The organism is Aulosira sp. FACHB-615 (genome assembly GCF_014698045.1).
GTDB lineage: Bacteria > Cyanobacteriota > Cyanobacteriia > Cyanobacteriales > Nostocaceae > Nostoc_B.
In genome coordinates this window covers 71121-87663 of sequence record NZ_JACJSE010000007.1, presented here as the reverse complement: position 1 = coordinate 87663, position 16543 = coordinate 71121, and the positions used below count along the sequence as shown (strand labels likewise).

The window sequence follows — 16543 nt, the reverse complement described above, 5'->3', positions numbered from 1 at the left end:
TTATGAACAGAAAAAAGCAGGCTTTAGCTAGTCTATGCCTGATGGCAGTAATTAGTTTTTATTTAGTAGTTGGTTTACCCAAACCCGCCTACGCAATGCACATTATGGAAGGTTTTTTACCAGTGCAGTGGGCGATTTTTTGGTGGGTTGTAGCATTGCCATTTTTTCTTTTAGGGTTGCGGAGTTTGACACGCATTACCCAAGCCAACCCCCAACTTAAACTACTACTCGGCTTGGCGGGTGCGTTTACTTTTGTACTTTCCGCCTTGAAAATCCCTTCGGTTACAGGTAGCTGTTCTCATCCTACCGGCACAGGGTTAGGTGCGGTGCTGTTTGGCCCCTTAACTATGTCGGTTTTGGGTAGTTTAGTATTGTTGTTTCAGGCTTTGTTGTTAGCACATGGCGGTTTGACAACTTTGGGTGCAAATGCCTTTTCGATGGCGATCGCCGGGCCATTTGCCGCTTACTGGATATATAATTTCACAATTAAGCTGGGTGGTAAAGCAAAAATCGCCATATTTCTCGCCGCAGCCATTTCAGATTTACTCACCTACATTATTACTTCTATCCAACTCGCCTTAGCTTTTCCCGCGCCTGTTGGTGGCTTCATTGCTTCATTCACCAAATTCGCCGGAATTTTTGCCTTAACTCAAGTCCCTCTCGCAATTAGTGAAGGATTGCTAACTGTATTAGTGTGGAACTGGTTGCAATCTTATAATCCTCAAGAATTAGAATTGCTGAAATTAATCAAACGGGAACCCCAAGGAAATGAATCAGTCTAAAAAAGGGTTGAGTAACTGGTTATTAGTATTAGCTGTATTGGCTTTAGCTGTTGCACCCTTAATCTTTGTCCGTAATGCAGAATTTGGCGGTGCTGATGGCAAAGCACAAGAAGCTATAAGTGAGATACAACCAGAATATAAACCTTGGTTTAAATCAATTTTTGAACCAGCTAGTGGTGAAATAGCAAGCTTATTATTTGCTTCGCAAGCAGCTTTGGGTGCGGGAGTAATTGGTTACGCAATTGGGTTATATAAAGGCCGTTCCCAACAACAAAAGCATGAAGAATGAGTTTGCAATTAGATACGTTAGCTTATACTAATCGGTTGCGAAAATTACCACCAGAGCATAAACTAATTTTTGCCTTGACTACTCTTGCTATTGCCCTTGCTACCCATCCATTCGTGCAGATTTTAATAGCAATTTGGATGGGTGTTTGGACAATGGTTTATGCCAAAATTCCGGCTAGTATTTATTTCCGTTTGTTATTATTTACCATCGTTTTTTGTTTGACAAGTTTACCCGCCTTAATCATCAATGGTGTGTCAATTAATGATTTGCCAAAGGTGCAATTAGATGCTTTATATGGGCTAAGTTTTGGACAATTCTATATTTATGTTAGTCATCATGGCAGTCTGCAAGCCTGGGCAATCTTCACCAGAGCATTAGCCTCAGTTTCCTGCTTATATTTTCTCATGTTAACTGTTCCGTTTACGGAAATCTTACAAACTCTGCGTTATTTGCGATTTCCAGTGCTGTTAACTGATTTGTTATTACTGATGTATCGGTTTATTTTCATTTTGCTGAATACAGCCAATGAAATATGGACAGCGCAAAATTCCCGTGGTGGCTATCGCACTTGGCGTATTTGGATGAAAAGTTTAGCCATATTAATTGGACAACTTTTACAGCGCACATTACAAACATATAATCAGTTTTCTCTGGGTTTAGAAGCGCGGGGTTTTGTTGGGGAATTTAAAGTTTGGCATCCTCGCCGCTATCATCCCCAAACCAGATATATTATCGAAGCAATTTGCGGCTGTATTTGTTTAATTGGATTGGAATTTTGGCGAAATGCAGGAATATTTATTAGAATTTGAGCAAGTATCTTACACCTATTCCGGCGCACAGCAATCAGCTTTGAATGGTCTTAACTTAAAAGTTCCATTGGGTAAAAGATGTGCGTTAATTGGGCAGAATGGTTGTGGGAAAACCACATTATTTTTATTAGCTAATGGTTTATATAAACCTAATGCGGGTGTTGTGCGGTGGCGCGGAGAACCGTTAACTTATCATCGTAATTATCTGGGGAAATTGCGTCAACAAGTCGGGCTAATCTTTCAAGATCCCGAACAGCAATTAGTAGCTTCTACTGTGGAAGAAGATATATCTTATGGTTTGTGTAATTTAGGACTTCCAGTTTCGCAAATTCAAGCACGAGTAGAACAAATATTATTAGAATTTGGGTTGACAGCTTTAGCTGAAAGACCAGTACATCATTTAAGTTTAGGACAAAAAAAGCGGGTTTCTATAGCAGATGTGATGGTATTGAATCCTGAATTATTATTGTTAGATGAACCGACAGCTTATTTAGATGTGAAACATACACGGAATTTGCTGAAAACTCTGCAAAAAATTCATCGAAATGGTACGACTTTAATGATGGCAACCCATGATTTAGATTTTGTGTATCGTTGGGCAGATTGGGTTTTTGTCATGGATAAAGGACAATTGATAGTAGAAGGTGAACCGCAAGATGTATTTAGTCAGCGTTCTTTATTAGAAGAGTTAGAGTTAGGCGTACCTTTGATATATGAAATGTTATTCGATGGGTTATCAGGTGAGGATGAAGCCGTTAGACAAAGGGTAAGGCAAAGAATATTAAAATTATTTCATGATTTTGCATCGTGATATAGCAATCCTAAATCATTTGTGAAATTCTCTTTCTTTTCTTCCTTCTCTTTCTTTGTGTCCTTTGCGCCCTTTGCGGTTCGTTAAAAATAATAATTTTTCACAACTCACATAGGATTGCTATATGGTTTAGACTTGTCAATAACTGCGGTTTGCTAAAGTGAGAAGTATCTAATAAATCCCCAGCTTGACAAATGGTGAATACACAAGCAATACCTCCTTTGGAAAGTGGCGATCGCTTAACTCGTCCTGAATTTGAACGTCGTTATGATGCTGCACCCCATATCAAGAAAGCAGAGTTGATTGAAGGAATCGTTTACGTGGCCTCTCCCTTAAGACATGAACAGCATGGTAAACCCCACAGTCGGGTGATGACTTGGTTAGGAGTCTATCAAGCCATGACTCCTGGTGTTGACTTGAGTGTGGAACCAACAGTCAGATTAGATTTAGATAACGAACCCCAACCAGACGCAGTACTTTTTATTGAACCTGCGGCGGGTGGACAAACTCGATTAAGCCGTGACGGTTATATTGAAGGTTCTCCCGAATTAATTGTGGAAATTGCTGCAAGTAGCGTCTCAATTGATACGGGTATTAAAAAGCAAGTTTATCGTCGGAATGGGGTGTTGGAGTATGTTATCTGGCAATCTTATGAGAATCAATTGGCATGGTTTTGCTTAGTTGATGGCGAGTATCAATTGCTATCTCCTGGTGCAGATGGCATTATTCGTTCTCAGGTGTTTCCGGGGTTGTGGTTGGCAGAGGAGGCGCTGTTAAGTAATCAGATGGCGCGAGTTTTGGAGGTGTTACAAGAGGGGTTGAAGTCGTCGGAATATGCTGCGTTTGTGCAGCGATTTGTTTAACTAACCACAGAGACACAGAGAACGCACAGAGAAAGACTCTGGGTTTCAAAATCAACGCTTCTCCTCAAGCACAATTGTAGACTCAGCAGTGCGTCCAAATTCTTCTGGTGCATACTGCAAATGTGCTTCTGCGCCAGGCCATGTATATGTACCGGGAGTCACAGAACGGACTAGGTAATGTAGGCTATAAACTCCTGGTTCGAGGTGGTCGGCGTAGGCGATAATGCGATCGCGGTAAATATTGCGATAACCAAGTTGCCAACTATCGGCTTTGGCTTGCAATGCGGCTGTCGCAGTTTGAAAACTCTGGTCTACGGCTTCAAACCCTGCTGGTAATGGGTCTTTAATGACTATATGGTCTACAGGATGGTCTGCAATTATTTCTAAACCAATATCAAATACTTGTCCACTATCGACAGTTAAGGGTTTATCTACAGCATACATCCCGGTTTTTTGCAGAACTTTTTCTTCTCCGACTTTGCTAATTTCGCGTGTGACACGTAAACCGTTAAATCTGCCTGGTTGATTACCTTGCAAGCGATAATTATAGGCAACTAAATAATGTAATTTGCCCCTACCCGATTTTTGTATTATCAAATCATGACGACCACGGGGTAATTTATCCATTGCAACATTTAGCTGCAAGTTAGGATTTTTGTAACCATCAAAGCGATTTTCACCTAACTTTTGACGAGCTAATTGAACTGTGGCGGCAAAGTTTGGTGGTGTGGGTTGGAGTTGACTATATTCTACTAAAGCTGTTAAAGCTTGAGCATTATTATAGTTAGTTTGCCATGTGCCATTGCGGCGTAAACTTAATAGACTTTGGAATAATTTATCCAGAACTTCCGGTTTACTTTGTTTGGCAATAAATAACCTTAAAGCTTGTGCTTGGGCGGTGGTAGATGAATTCATCCATCCCCAACTTTGGGGTAAACTAATTACGGCGTTGCGTCCAGTTTCATAGATATTTTGTTGTAACTGGTTCAACATTTGTTTTGATTCATCTTGCCATTCGGGGAATTGCGATAAGTACCGCGCTAGTTTGATTTGGGTGACGATATCAAAGTTATTGAGTTGTTGGTAAATATCGCCTAAGAAACTATTGCTTTTATCACCTAATTCTGCTAAGGCGATTAAGGCGTTTAATTGCAGTTGATTTTTACAAATTTGCTGTTTACAAAATTCATACTGTCCTGGGTTTGCTACTACCTTTTGCAGATAATTTTTCAAGCGCGTTAATGTTGCAGAATCGATAAAACCAGGAAATGCTTGATTAGCTTTTACTAAAGATTCCGCCGAGTATGCAGAAACCCAAGGGTCTGATTTTTCTTGTCCTGGATAAGCAGCAAAACCACCATCGGCTATTTGTAATTTTTGCAGTTGGGTAATGGCTTGGTTTGCTTTTTGGCTAGGATTAAATTCAGCGAATGTTTGACTGTATTGTTTACCTAAAGTTTGCAGGTTAGCAGCAATAATTAATTGACTGGCGGCTGGTTCTGCAAAGGGTAAATCATCATCTTCTAAAACTTGTTTCGCGGGTGCTTTAATTTCGGGTATTAATGTACTCGCTAATTGAATATCTAAACCACCTGCTTCCGGGTAGACATTTTTATCAACATTCAGGGGAATTTTGACTTGCTTTTCTGTCACGCCAGCTTCTACAACTTGTTCGGTAATTTCTAACGGCTTCACTTCTAAAGGCAGTTCAAAAGCATCGGCTGTATTATTTAGTTGGGTGGTGAACCTAACTTTACTTTCACCAACGCCACCTGCAATCATGGGGAAGCGATAAGCTTTGGTGGCTGGTTCAGCGTTGGTTTGCAAGGAAGTTGTGGTGGGGTTATTTTCCGCAAACTTGACTGTACCGCTAAGTTCGCCGTTAATTGAGAGGTTTCCGTTATTCCCGGTGGTGTTGGTGACAGATAAACCAGCGAAGATGCGATCGCCTGGACGGACAAACTGTGGCAAGATGGCATTAGTTAGCAGTGGTTTGGTGGTGATAAATGTCGCATCAGCGTTACCAAAGCGCAAGTTTCCATCAGTAGCGACAGCCATCACTCGCCATGTGGTAAAATCATCCGGTAATTTAAAGGTTATCTGCGCCTTACCACTCGCATCAGCTAACACTGAACCGTTGTAGTAAGCCAAAGCTTGAAAATCTGTGCGGACGCGGGTATTTGCTGCACCGACAGAAAAACCACCGCCATAACCCCAACCTTTAGGCTTCGCTATATCTTGGGGTTGTATCACCACATCAGGACGATTATCGCTGAACCGGGTAGATATTTGCTGTTCTGCGTAGACTGTATCTACCAAGTCTGGCGGACGATAACCAGATAGTTGCAACACCGCTTCATTCACCACCATAACAGTAAATTGTCCTGGGGTGGGGTTATTTTGGTTGTCTTTCAGTTCTAGCTGTATTGTTTGTTCTGCACCCGGTTCTAAAGATGCTTGCAAAGGTGTGACTTGCACCTTTAAATATTTATCTTGCAAGTTGACTTTAAAAGGTGAGAAACCAATTTTTACTAATTTATCTAAACTTCCTGGTTCGACTTGGTTGAGAGGTGCGCCTTGTCTGACTAATACAGCTTCTACTGCTGCATTAGGTAACATTTCTGGTGTGACTTGAAACTGAATTTGGGGTGCGCCTCCCTTGATTTTGGTTACTTGTTGATAAATTGGTTTGTCTTTAATTACCGCAAAATATAATTCCGCTTCGGGGTAGGGAGATTGAATTAAAGCTGTGGCAGTTTCCCCTGGATTATACTCTTTTTTATCTAGTTTAACTTCTAGGCGATCGCGGTCTTCCGAACTCCAATAAACTGGGGTTTCTCCTGTTGCCCAAATTTGTAAATCTGTCGCCGTTAATTCCTCTTTTGTATCCCTAAAATTAGCTCTAATTCTGTATGAGCCTGATTCGGGTGGTGTTAAAGTTAATATCTGGGGACTATCAGCAGAAGTAATATCTGTTTGTTCTACTGTTTTATATTCCAATTGATTTTTCGCAGTGCGACTTCCTTCCACTAACTGCGTCACACTACTATATTTCATCTGTTGTAATTCTATCCGTACCCGTTGACCTGTGATGGGTTTCCCTGTAGGTTCAGTCACTATTATTTCTACAGGTAAAGCCTTACCAGCATCAGCAATAAAATTACTTTTGAGTCCAATAAGTTTGTTACTGGGTAAAGCCGTAAACTTTTGAGAAGCAGCCACAGATAAATTAGAAACATCTGCAACTTGCACATCTACTTGATAAGTCATTGGGTAAGGTAAATCTTTCGCCACCGTCACAGTTTGACTCGTTTTACCACTTGCATCTAACTTGTCACTCGTTTGCAAAACCTCACTAGTTAACGATGGACTTTCTTCCGGCCAAAACCATTGTCTCCCAAAACTAAATTCTTCCCAACCTTTAGGGATAAAACTAGTCTGTTGGCGCGTGACAAAATATTTGGCTTCCCCAGCTTCCACAGGCGCACCAAATAAATAATTACTAGCGGCTTTCGCTTCCACTTTATCGTTAGCTAGGGCAAATTCTTTATCTAAATTAAGTTCAACTTTAAAGTTAGGCGGTTTAAATTCAGCCACCCGAAACTCGCCGGAAATTTCTTGTCCTGCCTTACCTTTACCTTGGATAGTATAGTAGCCCAAAGCTTGAGTTTTCTGAATGGGTAACTCTAGAGAAAATGTCCCAAACTCATTGGTGGTTTTGCCACCTAATTGGGTTTTCTGTCCGTCGGGATTAATTAGAGTTAATTGATAAACAGCGTTTTTATCTTGCTGGAGAGTCCCATTTTCTAAATAATCAGCAAAACCAGTAAACCAAGCTTTTTCTCCTGGCTGATATAAGTCTCTATCAGAAAAAATTACACCTCGTGATTCTGCTTTAGCTTCTTGCCAACCTGCATCAATACCATAACCAAAAGACCCGCTATATTCTTCGGTTCTCGCAAAAGCCCAATCTTGATTTTCTCGCGCAATTACTAATAGTTGTGGCGATTTCGTAAATCTTTGATTATCAGGAAAACACTGTTTTAAATTATCAACTTGTAGTCTTAAAGTGCCATTTTCATCAGTTGTACCAGTCGCGCAAGGTACAGCATTACTGGGATATTTTTCCTCTAACTTTGATGGATAAACTTCAATAGCTGCATTCTTAGCTGGTGAACCATCACTCAAATGATGCACCCGAATTAAACCAGAGTCAGGAAACCATTGACTAAATACACCTAAATTTGTCAACTGTACTAAACCATAAGTTACAGGTTCCCGCCACAATTCCTTGCCATTATCTTGATATTTATTTGTGCGTGCTTGGACTCCATAAGCTAACATCCCTGTTGGACTACCAAGCTTTTCTCGTAATGGGACATTGACATCAACAAGTTGATTTTTCTTAGAGTTGACTTTAAAGCTTTGCCATGAATTTAGCTGTGGTAATAACTCATTATCATTGCCTTTTGGCGAAGCACTATTAAAATAGACTAAATCGCTGGGCTGAACTACACGATAAGCAGCTTTATATTTCGACTCTGGTAAATTAACTGTACTAATATTTAACTGTAAATTTTGACTGGAGGGAAAGATATGTAAATCTGACGGAACCCAAATATCCCCCGCCAAATCGCCAGTATTATATTGTAGGGTGACAGGTTTATTTAAAGTCTGTCCGAATTTATCTTTAATATTTGTCCCAATCGTAATTTTATAATTAGTCGCAGATTCTAAAGCGTAGGGATTAATCGTCACTAAATTAGATTCTTCTGGAACTTGGAACAGTCGAGAGATATCTTTTGGTGCTGGGTCAACTTTGATATTATCTTTAACTGAATCTGCCAGTAATATATTATTAAATTCTAGCTGCGGACTACCTTTAACAAACCTTCCATAAGTACCGTTAACATCAGGTTGTCCGTAAAAGTTGATGGTTTTAAACTCTAAAGGTGAATAAGTCGCCAACTTACTTACAGACTCTTTATCTGTAGGTAAATTACCGTAATTTGGTAATATACCAGGGGAAAATACCAGACGGTAATTAGTCGCTTTTTCTAAACTTTGCTGGGGTATGAGATTATAAACCCAATTACGCATTGAAGGGTCAAACTTTGCTAAAGGGTCTTCACCTTCTGTTGGTTTTTCCTCTTTCGCTAAGTCTATATTAAAACTGATATCTTTATTTTTACCTTCGGGGACAAGCTTAAGATGTTTTTGTAATGAATCTAAGTTTAATTCGACATTTGAAGTAAATTGCAGTTTTTGTTTTAAATCTATAGGTTGAATCTCTGCCTTTTCCACAGGATTCACACCGGGTAAATCAGTCAACTTAATAGGTTCAGTATTAAAAGTCCAAGCTAAATCTTGATTTAACTTGTGATTTTTTAAATCTGCCAAACCTGCTTTTAAAGTAACTTGAAACCTTGTGGCTTGGGGTAGGGATTTATCTACTTGAAAACCTACCATGCGTGGTGTTAAAAAGCGAAATTGACCGGGTAAAGGCGGCCATACAGTAAATTTTTGTAATAAATTTTGCTGTTCTGGGCTGTCAAGGTTTTCAACAGGAATTAATGCTTCCTTAAAACGGATACGAATTTGATTTAAAGGTGTAGCATCACCAATAGGACTAATTTGTTCAATCCAGTCTGGTAACTTTGGTGGGGTAAGGGGAGAAACGGCGGGTAACGGTTCTTTGTTTGAGGATACACCTAATAAACTACAGCCACTAATGCTGAGTACAAATGTCAGAATTATAAATAATTGCAGAACAATTTTAATAATCATATTAAATCACTTTTAATCTCTTCTTTCTTTGCGCTCTACCCTGCGGGAAGCCGCTCGCGCGTCTATGTGTCCTTTGCGGTTCGTTAAACAGTCTTGAATTTATCAATGTTTTGGCTAATAATTGCCTATAAACGAACCGCAAAGAGCGCAAAGGACACAAAGGAAGAGAAGAAAGAGGAAGGAACGTGGTATACAATGGATAACCAATTTAGTGTAGTTATTTCCAAAAATCACTACAATTCTTAATTTAAATTGGTATAAATTGTTAAGTCTTTGCAATATTACCTGATAAACAAATAGCCACTACGTCACAATTAAAGTAGGTTTTACTATCCAGGGGAGTCCCCGATGAGACTAAGTAGGCGGCTCATCCGAAAGTCAAAATTTTTCTTAGCTGTTGTATTTGTATGCTTAGTGGTGCGACTACTGCCCTATTTTGCGCCTATACATACCGCAGATATAGCCCAAAATCAACTGGCTTTGGAATTTAGCGATCGCAATGGGCTACCATTAGGAACAATCCTCACCCGTGACCAAGAACATACCGCCGTCGTCCCCTTAAATCAAGTTTCTCCCCAATTTATCAACGCCATTATCGCCGCCGAAGATAGTAGTTTCTACCATCATGGCGCGTTGGATATCAAAGCAATTATCCGCGCCATCAACCAAGCGATTCACGCCAAACAAATAGTCTCTGGTGCTTCTACAATTACCATGCAGTTAGCACGAATGTTAGAACCATCCACCCGCAACTTCTCAGGGAAATTGCAGGAAATTTGGTTAGCTTGGCGGTTAGCGGCGGGAATGAATAAAACTGAAATTCTCGCTGCATATATCAACCGTCTGCCAATGGGTGGCAATATATATGGTGTAGAAGCCGCATCCCGGACTTATTTTTCAACACCCGCCAGTGAGTTAAATCTTGCCCAGGCTAGTCTTTTGGCTGCTATTCCTAATAATCCCACCTACTTTGACCCGCTACAACATTGGGATAGACTCAAACAGCGTCAAAAATACGTCCTCAACCGGATGGTACAGGATGGTTATATCACTCAACAAATAGCCGAGAAAACTCAAACCGAAAAGGTGGTTTTTCAGTCTCGCCAACGGGGAATTATCGCTGCACCTCATTTCTTGTTTTGGTTAGCCAAGCAAATGCAGATCCCCCCAACCCCCCTTAGTAAGGGGGACGATGTTCCTTTTACCCCCCTTAGTCCCCCCTTGGAAAGGGGGGAAACAAGCAAATCTAGTTCCCTCCCCTTTCCAAGGGGAGGGTTAGGGTGGGGTAATTCCAACACTAGTAGTAATTCGATAACTGATGGGTACATGGTAGCCTCAAAGAGGGATCATCTCATCCAAACCACCATCGATAGACCATTACAAAAATTCGTCGAAGCCCAAGCACAGCAAGTCATCTCTACCCTTGCTGCTAACAACGTCCACGATGCAGCAGCTTTGGTAATTGACAACCATACGGGCGAAGTTTTAGCTTACGTCGGTTCACCCGACTATTTCAACGAAACCAAACTTGGACGTAACGACGGCGTACAAGCCCTACGTCAACCCGGTTCTACCCTCAAACCCTTTGTTTATGAGTTGGCGTTAGAAAAAAAACTGATTCGCCCAAACACCATCTTGGCTGATGTCCCCGCCCACTATGCCATTCCTGGGGCGAAACTTTATAGCCCTACAGATTATACTCAACGCTTTCTCGGCCCGGTGCGGGTGCGGATAGCATTAGCCAATTCTTTAAATGTGCCTGCGGTGAGAGTATTAGAGAAAATTGGCGTACCGAACTTTCTGGAACGTCTGCATGAATTAGGCTTTACCCACCTCAATCAAACCCCAGAATATTACGGTTTGGGTTTAACTCTCGGTAGTGGCGAAGTCACGTTATGGGAACTGGCTCAAGCTTACGTCACAATAGCGAGACAAGGACAACCCACCCCACTTGTAACAACACTCTCTTATTCCCCACTCCCCACTCCCCACTCCCCACTCCCTACGATATGGCAACTAATTACTGATATGTTGAGCGATCGCCACGCCCGTGCCACCGCTTTTGGTGTAGACTCAGTATTAAACTTGCCCTTCCCCGCCGCCGTCAAAACTGGTACTTCTTCCAACTTCCGCGATACTTGGACTGTGGGCTTTACCACCGACTACACCGTTGCAACTTGGGTCGGAAATTTTAATGGTGAACCAATGCGTCAAGTATCTGGCGTTATGGGTGCAGCACCTTTATGGAACCGTATCATGTTGCACCTGCACGAAAACCAAGAACCCGCAGTGTTTACAGTTCCCCAAGGATTAATTCAACTTCCTATCTGTGCAAACTCAGGTTTACGCCCCATGTCAGATTGTAACTCTGTTGTGCAAGAGTATTTTTACCCAGAAGATAAAATTGCTTACGCCACTCAAGACAAGTTTAATTTACCGCCCGAATATAATGATTGGTTAGCCAAGCAGCAATCAAATTTTGTCTCTAGTAATTTACGAATTGTCTCCCCCCAAAATGGTGATTTGTATTTACTATATCCAGGTACAGAAGGACAGCAAAAATTAGAATTTAAACTAGCCGGAAATCCATCATCAGTTGAGTGGCGGTTAAATGGCGAACAACTAGATACACAATCAACTAATCTATTTTGGTATCTGCGTCCAGGAAACTGGAATTTAGAAGCGCGGAGTGCAGACACCAGCGATAAAGTGAGTTTTCAAGTAGAATTGGCTAAAATTCGCCCAACAAAGCGGGGTTTTTCAGTTGTTAATTCTCAGAGGTAAATGTGGTTTTTGAGTATACCATAAAAAGTGCCAAATAATAGCTAATACTTGCTATAGCAATTCTCAATTATGTGAGAAAAGTCGGGTATCTAAATTTCTCATCTTCACACATTAAATATGTTTGCCATCGTTCATCTTGAGTCAAGATTTGGGAATACTAAGTTGACGTAAGTTAACACAGTACTAGCAATTTCTAGCATGACATTGGCATTTGTTCCCTATTCTATCTACGTGACAGGGTTTATTCCACATGGACATTGTTATCTCTGGAAACCCGAACTTGTATGGCTAAATATTATTTCTGATGGTGCGATCGCTCTAGCTTATTATTCCATACCTCTGCTATTAATTTACTTTATTTCCAAACGTCAAGATGTCCCCTTTAATGGAGTATTTCTGTTATTTGGGGCTTTTATCTTGGCTTGTGGTAGTGGACATTTAATAGATATTTGGACGCTTTGGCATCCTGATTATTGGGTTTCATCGATTGTCAAAGCGTTTACAGCAATTATCTCAATATATACAGCCTTTGCCTTAATTTATCTCATGCCACAAGCTCTGACGCTGCCTAGTCCAGCACAGTTAGAAGCTATCAATAAAGTGCTTAAAACTGAAATTATTGAGCGTAAACGTATCGAACAAGAACTACGCCTTGCTGAAGAAGCTGCTAAAAATTCTAGCCAAGCCAAGAGTGAATTTCTTGCTAATATGAGCCATGAATTACGCACACCACTCAACGGTATTCTTGGCTATACACAAATTCTCCAACGCACAGAAAAATTAAGCGAAAAAGGGAGTAAAGGTGTCGGAATTATTTATCAGTGTGGTTCTCATTTATTAACCCTAATTAATGATATTTTAGATTTGTCTAAAATCGAAGCTAGAAAACTAGAATTAAATCTCATTGATTTTTATTTACCTGCATTTATCGATAGCGTCAGTGAAATTTGTCGTATCCGCGCTGAACAAAAAGTCATCGGGTTTCATGTATTACTTGACCCAGATTTACCTATTGGGATTCGGGCTGATGAAAAACGTTTACGCCAAGTGTTGATTAACTTGCTTGGTAATGCTATTAAATTTACGCAACAAGGCAGTGTTACCTTTAAAATTAAAGTTATTAACCAAGCTATTCATGATGAAGGTAAAATTATCTATAAACTTCGTTTTGAAGTGATAGATACTGGCACAGGTATTACACCCGAACAACTCGAAAAAATCTTTGTACCGTTTGAACAAGCAGGAAGTCAAAAACGCCAAACAGAAGGCACAGGATTAGGACTAGCCATCAGCCAAAAAATTATTTCATTGATGGGCAGTCAAATTCAAGTAGTAAGTGAATTTGGCAAAGGCAGTACTTTTTGGTTTGAAATAGAATCACCAGAATCTAAAGATTGGGCGAAAGTTTCTAGAGTAGTTGAACAGGGAATTATTATTGGTTATCAAGGAAAAAAACGCACAATTTTGATTGTGGATGATAAATGGGAAAATCGCTCGGTGATTGTCAATTTATTAGAACCAGTAGGGTTTGATGTCATAGAAGCCATTCATGGAAAAGAAGCATGGGAGAAAATCAACACTCATCAACCAGACTTGATAATTACTGATTTAGTCATGCCTGTGATGGATGGGTTTGAGTTGATTAAGAGTTTGCGTCAGGCTAGTCAATTTGCCAACATACCTGCGATCGCTTCTTCTGCCAGTGTCTTTGCAATTGACGAATATAAAAGTATTGATATGGGCGCGAATGCCTTTCTCTCTAAGCCAGTAGAAGCAGAAACACTCCTGGAACTACTGCGGCAATTTCTACAACTGGAATGGTTATACGAAAATCAACAAAACACTACAAACCAACCTAAAACAGATACTTTAGATAATTTTATTTTGCCAGCAAAAGAAGTTTTACAACAATTCTTAGAACTCACTCAAGATGGCGATGTGCAGAACATTTTAGAACTGGCTGAACAACTAGCTTCTCAGCCGCAGTTCCACAACTTTACTAATCACATTATCCAGTTAGCAAAAAACTTTCAACTCAAACGTTTAGAAACTTTTATTCAACAACAAATTAGTTAATACAGCATCATGAATCAGGTTTTAACAAAGGGATTTATTTTGATTGTGGACGATAATCCCACCAATTTATCTGTACTTTCAGAAGCACTCGCGGGTGAGGGTTGGCGTTTTCGTGTCGCGGTGGATGGCGAAAGTGCGATCGCTCAAGCCGAACGCAACCAACCAGAATTAATTTTACTAGATGTCCAAATGCCTGGTATTGACGGTTTTGAAACCTGTCGTCGTCTCAAAGCAAACCCGGTAACGCAAAACATACCAATTATTTTTACCACAGCCTTAGCTGATACAGAAAGCAAAATTCACGGATTTTCCCTGGGTGCGGTTGATTATATCCCCAAACCCTTTGCCCAAGCAGAAGTTATTGCGCGAGTGCGTGTGCATTTACAACTCCAGCAATTAACCCAATCTTTAGAAGAACAAGTACGCGATCGCACCACTGCGTTACAAAAAGCCCAAGTACAACTGGTACAACAAGAAAAACTCTCAACTCTTGGAGAGTTAATCGCGGGAATCGCTCACGAAATGAACAACCCCATTGGCTTTATCGTTAACAATATCCCGCCCTTACAAGAATATATTGCTGACATCACCAAGCTACTGCAACTGTACGAACAAGAATATCCCGTCCCAACCGCCACAATTACGACTTTTATACATAACTTGGATTTGCCATTTGTGCTTGAAGACTTAGAAAAAATTGTCAGTTCCATCGAGGTAGGTTCCGAACGCATTCAACACCTTTCAACCTCACTCCGCAGTTTCTCACGCTCAGATAGCGACACCAAATTACCTGCTGATTTGCATACGGGTATGGATAGTACGCTGTTGATTTTACAACATCGCCTCAAGCCTAATGGCGATCGCCCGGCAATTGAAGTGATTCGCGCTTACGGTAAGTTACCTCATGTTCCCTGCTACATCGGTGAAATGAATCAAGTATTTATGAATCTGCTGGCTAACGCCGTTGATGCTCTGGATGAAGCAATTATCCAAGGTAAAATGAGCGATCGCATCCCGCAAATTCAAATTACCACCGATGTCAATTCCCAACAAATGGCGGTAATTAAAATTGCTGACAATGGTATCGGGATTCCTGAAAGACTCAAACAACGACTGTTTGAACCTTTATTTACAACAAAACCCGTCGGTAAAGGTACGGGACTTGGTTTATCTATTGCCCATCAAATTATCGTCGAAAAACACAACGGCACAATGGAAGTTAATTCTCAGCCCGGTATCGGAACCGAGTTTACCATCGCAATTCCCATCTCATGACGATACTTTACTTAGATGACGTAGACCATAGGTATAGCAAAATGCTTGGAATTGGAGAATATTTTTATACCTTGCGATCGCCTAAATAAACTTAATAATACCTCTTCAGAAATTTGCTGTTTTGAAATTGATGATTTAAAGTAGTGCTGAGTTTTTCGGAAACAATCATCAATGACTACTTTAACGACAGAAAAGCAAAAATCCACCAAGCAGAAAAAACAGTCTTTTGGGCGCGTAGATATCGGTTCTCCCAAAGTTCCATTCCGCAAAACCAAAAAAATCAAACAAGAACATGAGTTACTCAGTGACTGGGAACACGCTAGTTAATTAATTACGACTGGCAAAACTCCACTGACACAATTGAGATACTGGTGTCATTCGGGGGCGATTGTATTGGTAAAATCCCTCAAGATTGAGTAAAGCTTTGCGGTACAAAATCCACGTAGCACTATCCTCGTCAACATTGACGGTATTGAGGATATTTGCCTGACTAAGTGTTAAATGTTCTTCTGCATCCCACTTAAATTCAGCAGAATCAACTGTATTTTTCTGCGGAATATCCCACACAATACTTAGACCTTCGCCTGTGATCAGATTTTTATCTGCTATCCCACGCACACAAACAAATTGATCAGAGTGCGGATACCCATAATAACCATTCACTTGATTTCCAGTTTTAGAGAAATTAAAACAAACTCCAGCACCATCCCGCCAATTTTGGGGGTCAGGTTGACTGCAAAATTGATATTGACCATTTACTAAACCGGCAATATTGACTGGTTGATTTGTTAACTGCAAGTCTTGAGCAAAAAGAACCTTACCAGAAATCAGTGAACCTGTGAATAAAGTTAAACAGACAATACCCATTGGTAAGAAATTGCTCATGATTAGCATTATCTCACCGCTATATTTCTGGGAGACTTGGTTGGAGAAAAAGATTTAAATTAACTAATTTCTACACAACTGGGGACGCAGCAACCACCATAAACATTAGCAATGCCAACATCAAAACCAAGAGTTTGACAATTAGGTAAGTTGTAGGATCATAAAGTGAAAAATCGCTAAAC

Annotated in this window: 11 protein-coding genes; 9 read left to right on the top strand and 2 right to left on the bottom strand. The window is 40.4% G+C overall.

What is annotated here, in order from left to right:
- The first annotated feature begins 2 nt into the window (after nucleotides 1-2).
- The 5 genes from H6G77_RS13795 to H6G77_RS13775 all read left to right on the top strand — a co-directional run bounded on the left by H6G77_RS13795 (nucleotide 3) and on the right by H6G77_RS13775 (nucleotide 3554).
- Complete coding sequence (locus tag H6G77_RS13795) at nucleotides 3-782, top strand: energy-coupling factor ABC transporter permease (protein WP_190592143.1); 780 nt, start codon at nucleotides 3-5, stop codon at nucleotides 780-782.
- Entirely contained in the window at nucleotides 769-1071 is a 303-nt protein-coding gene (locus tag H6G77_RS13790) for an energy-coupling factor ABC transporter substrate-binding protein (protein ID WP_190592144.1), read from the top strand. The genes H6G77_RS13795 and H6G77_RS13790 overlap by 14 nt, the downstream gene beginning before the upstream one ends.
- Nucleotides 1068-1880 carry a cobalt ECF transporter T component CbiQ gene (gene cbiQ, locus H6G77_RS13785; protein WP_190592145.1) on the top strand — a complete coding sequence of 271 codons (813 nt, stop codon included), beginning with the start codon at nucleotides 1068-1070 and terminating at the stop codon, nucleotides 1878-1880. The genes H6G77_RS13790 and cbiQ overlap by 4 nt, the downstream gene beginning before the upstream one ends.
- Nucleotides 1855-2691, top strand: a complete 837-nt coding sequence (locus H6G77_RS13780; protein WP_190871849.1) for an energy-coupling factor ABC transporter ATP-binding protein — start codon at nucleotides 1855-1857, stop codon at nucleotides 2689-2691. Before cbiQ ends, H6G77_RS13780 begins: the two co-directional genes overlap by 26 nt.
- A 194-nt stretch (nucleotides 2692-2885) precedes the next feature.
- On the top strand, nucleotides 2886-3554 hold the full coding sequence (locus H6G77_RS13775) for a Uma2 family endonuclease (protein WP_190871848.1): 669 nt from the start codon (nucleotides 2886-2888) through the stop codon (nucleotides 3552-3554).
- A gap of 51 nt (nucleotides 3555-3605) precedes the next feature.
- On the opposite strand, the gene H6G77_RS13770 is transcribed toward H6G77_RS13775, so the two are convergent.
- Complete coding sequence (locus tag H6G77_RS13770) at nucleotides 3606-9341, bottom strand: alpha-2-macroglobulin (protein ID WP_190871847.1); 5736 nt, start codon at nucleotides 9339-9341, stop codon at nucleotides 3606-3608.
- Between the two features lie 348 nt (nucleotides 9342-9689).
- Here H6G77_RS13770 and H6G77_RS13765 point away from each other — a divergent pair, with 348 nt between their 5' ends.
- The 4 genes from H6G77_RS13765 (at nucleotide 9690) to H6G77_RS13750 (ending at nucleotide 15803) form a co-directional block, all read left to right on the top strand.
- Nucleotides 9690-12125 carry a penicillin-binding protein 1C gene (locus H6G77_RS13765; protein WP_190871846.1) on the top strand — a complete coding sequence of 812 codons (2436 nt, stop codon included), beginning with the start codon at nucleotides 9690-9692 and terminating at the stop codon, nucleotides 12123-12125.
- A 198-nt stretch (nucleotides 12126-12323) separates the two neighbouring features.
- A complete protein-coding gene (locus tag H6G77_RS13760) occupies nucleotides 12324-14201 on the top strand; it encodes an ATP-binding protein (protein WP_190592150.1) in 1878 nt (625 codons plus the stop codon).
- A gap of 9 nt (nucleotides 14202-14210) precedes the next feature.
- Complete coding sequence (locus H6G77_RS13755; RefSeq protein ID WP_190871845.1) at nucleotides 14211-15476, top strand: sensor histidine kinase; 1266 nt, start codon at nucleotides 14211-14213, stop codon at nucleotides 15474-15476.
- Nucleotides 15477-15647: 171 nt separating this feature from the next.
- Nucleotides 15648-15803 carry a hypothetical protein gene (locus H6G77_RS13750; RefSeq protein ID WP_190592152.1) on the top strand — a complete coding sequence of 52 codons (156 nt, stop codon included), beginning with the start codon at nucleotides 15648-15650 and terminating at the stop codon, nucleotides 15801-15803.
- Here the strand turns inward: H6G77_RS13750 and H6G77_RS13745 are convergent, their stop codons facing one another.
- Entirely contained in the window at nucleotides 15804-16361 is a 558-nt protein-coding gene (locus H6G77_RS13745) for a hypothetical protein (protein WP_242048181.1), read from the bottom strand.
- Nucleotides 16362-16543 lie beyond the last annotated feature (182 nt).

Excerpts from the sequence above, each read along its gene's own strand:
- H6G77_RS13795 (WP_190592143.1), top strand. The coding sequence starts at position 3 with ATGAACAGAAAAAAGCAGGCTTTAGCTAGTCTATGCCTGATGGCAGTA.
- H6G77_RS13790 (WP_190592144.1), top strand. The coding sequence starts at position 769 with ATGAATCAGTCTAAAAAAGGGTTGAGTAACTGGTTATTAGTATTAGCT.
- cbiQ (WP_190592145.1), top strand. The coding sequence starts at position 1,068 with ATGAGTTTGCAATTAGATACGTTAGCTTATACTAATCGGTTGCGAAAA.
- H6G77_RS13780 (WP_190871849.1), top strand. The coding sequence starts at position 1,855 with ATGCAGGAATATTTATTAGAATTTGAGCAAGTATCTTACACCTATTCC.
- H6G77_RS13775 (WP_190871848.1), top strand. The coding sequence starts at position 2,886 with ATGGTGAATACACAAGCAATACCTCCTTTGGAAAGTGGCGATCGCTTA.
- H6G77_RS13770 (WP_190871847.1), bottom strand. The coding sequence starts at position 9,341 with ATGATTATTAAAATTGTTCTGCAATTATTTATAATTCTGACATTTGTA.
- H6G77_RS13765 (WP_190871846.1), top strand. The coding sequence starts at position 9,690 with ATGAGACTAAGTAGGCGGCTCATCCGAAAGTCAAAATTTTTCTTAGCT.
- H6G77_RS13760 (WP_190592150.1), top strand. The coding sequence starts at position 12,324 with ATGACATTGGCATTTGTTCCCTATTCTATCTACGTGACAGGGTTTATT.
- H6G77_RS13755 (WP_190871845.1), top strand. The coding sequence starts at position 14,211 with ATGAATCAGGTTTTAACAAAGGGATTTATTTTGATTGTGGACGATAAT.
- H6G77_RS13750 (WP_190592152.1), top strand. The coding sequence starts at position 15,648 with ATGACTACTTTAACGACAGAAAAGCAAAAATCCACCAAGCAGAAAAAA.
- H6G77_RS13745 (WP_242048181.1), bottom strand. The coding sequence starts at position 16,361 with ATGAGCAATTTCTTACCAATGGGTATTGTCTGTTTAACTTTATTCACA.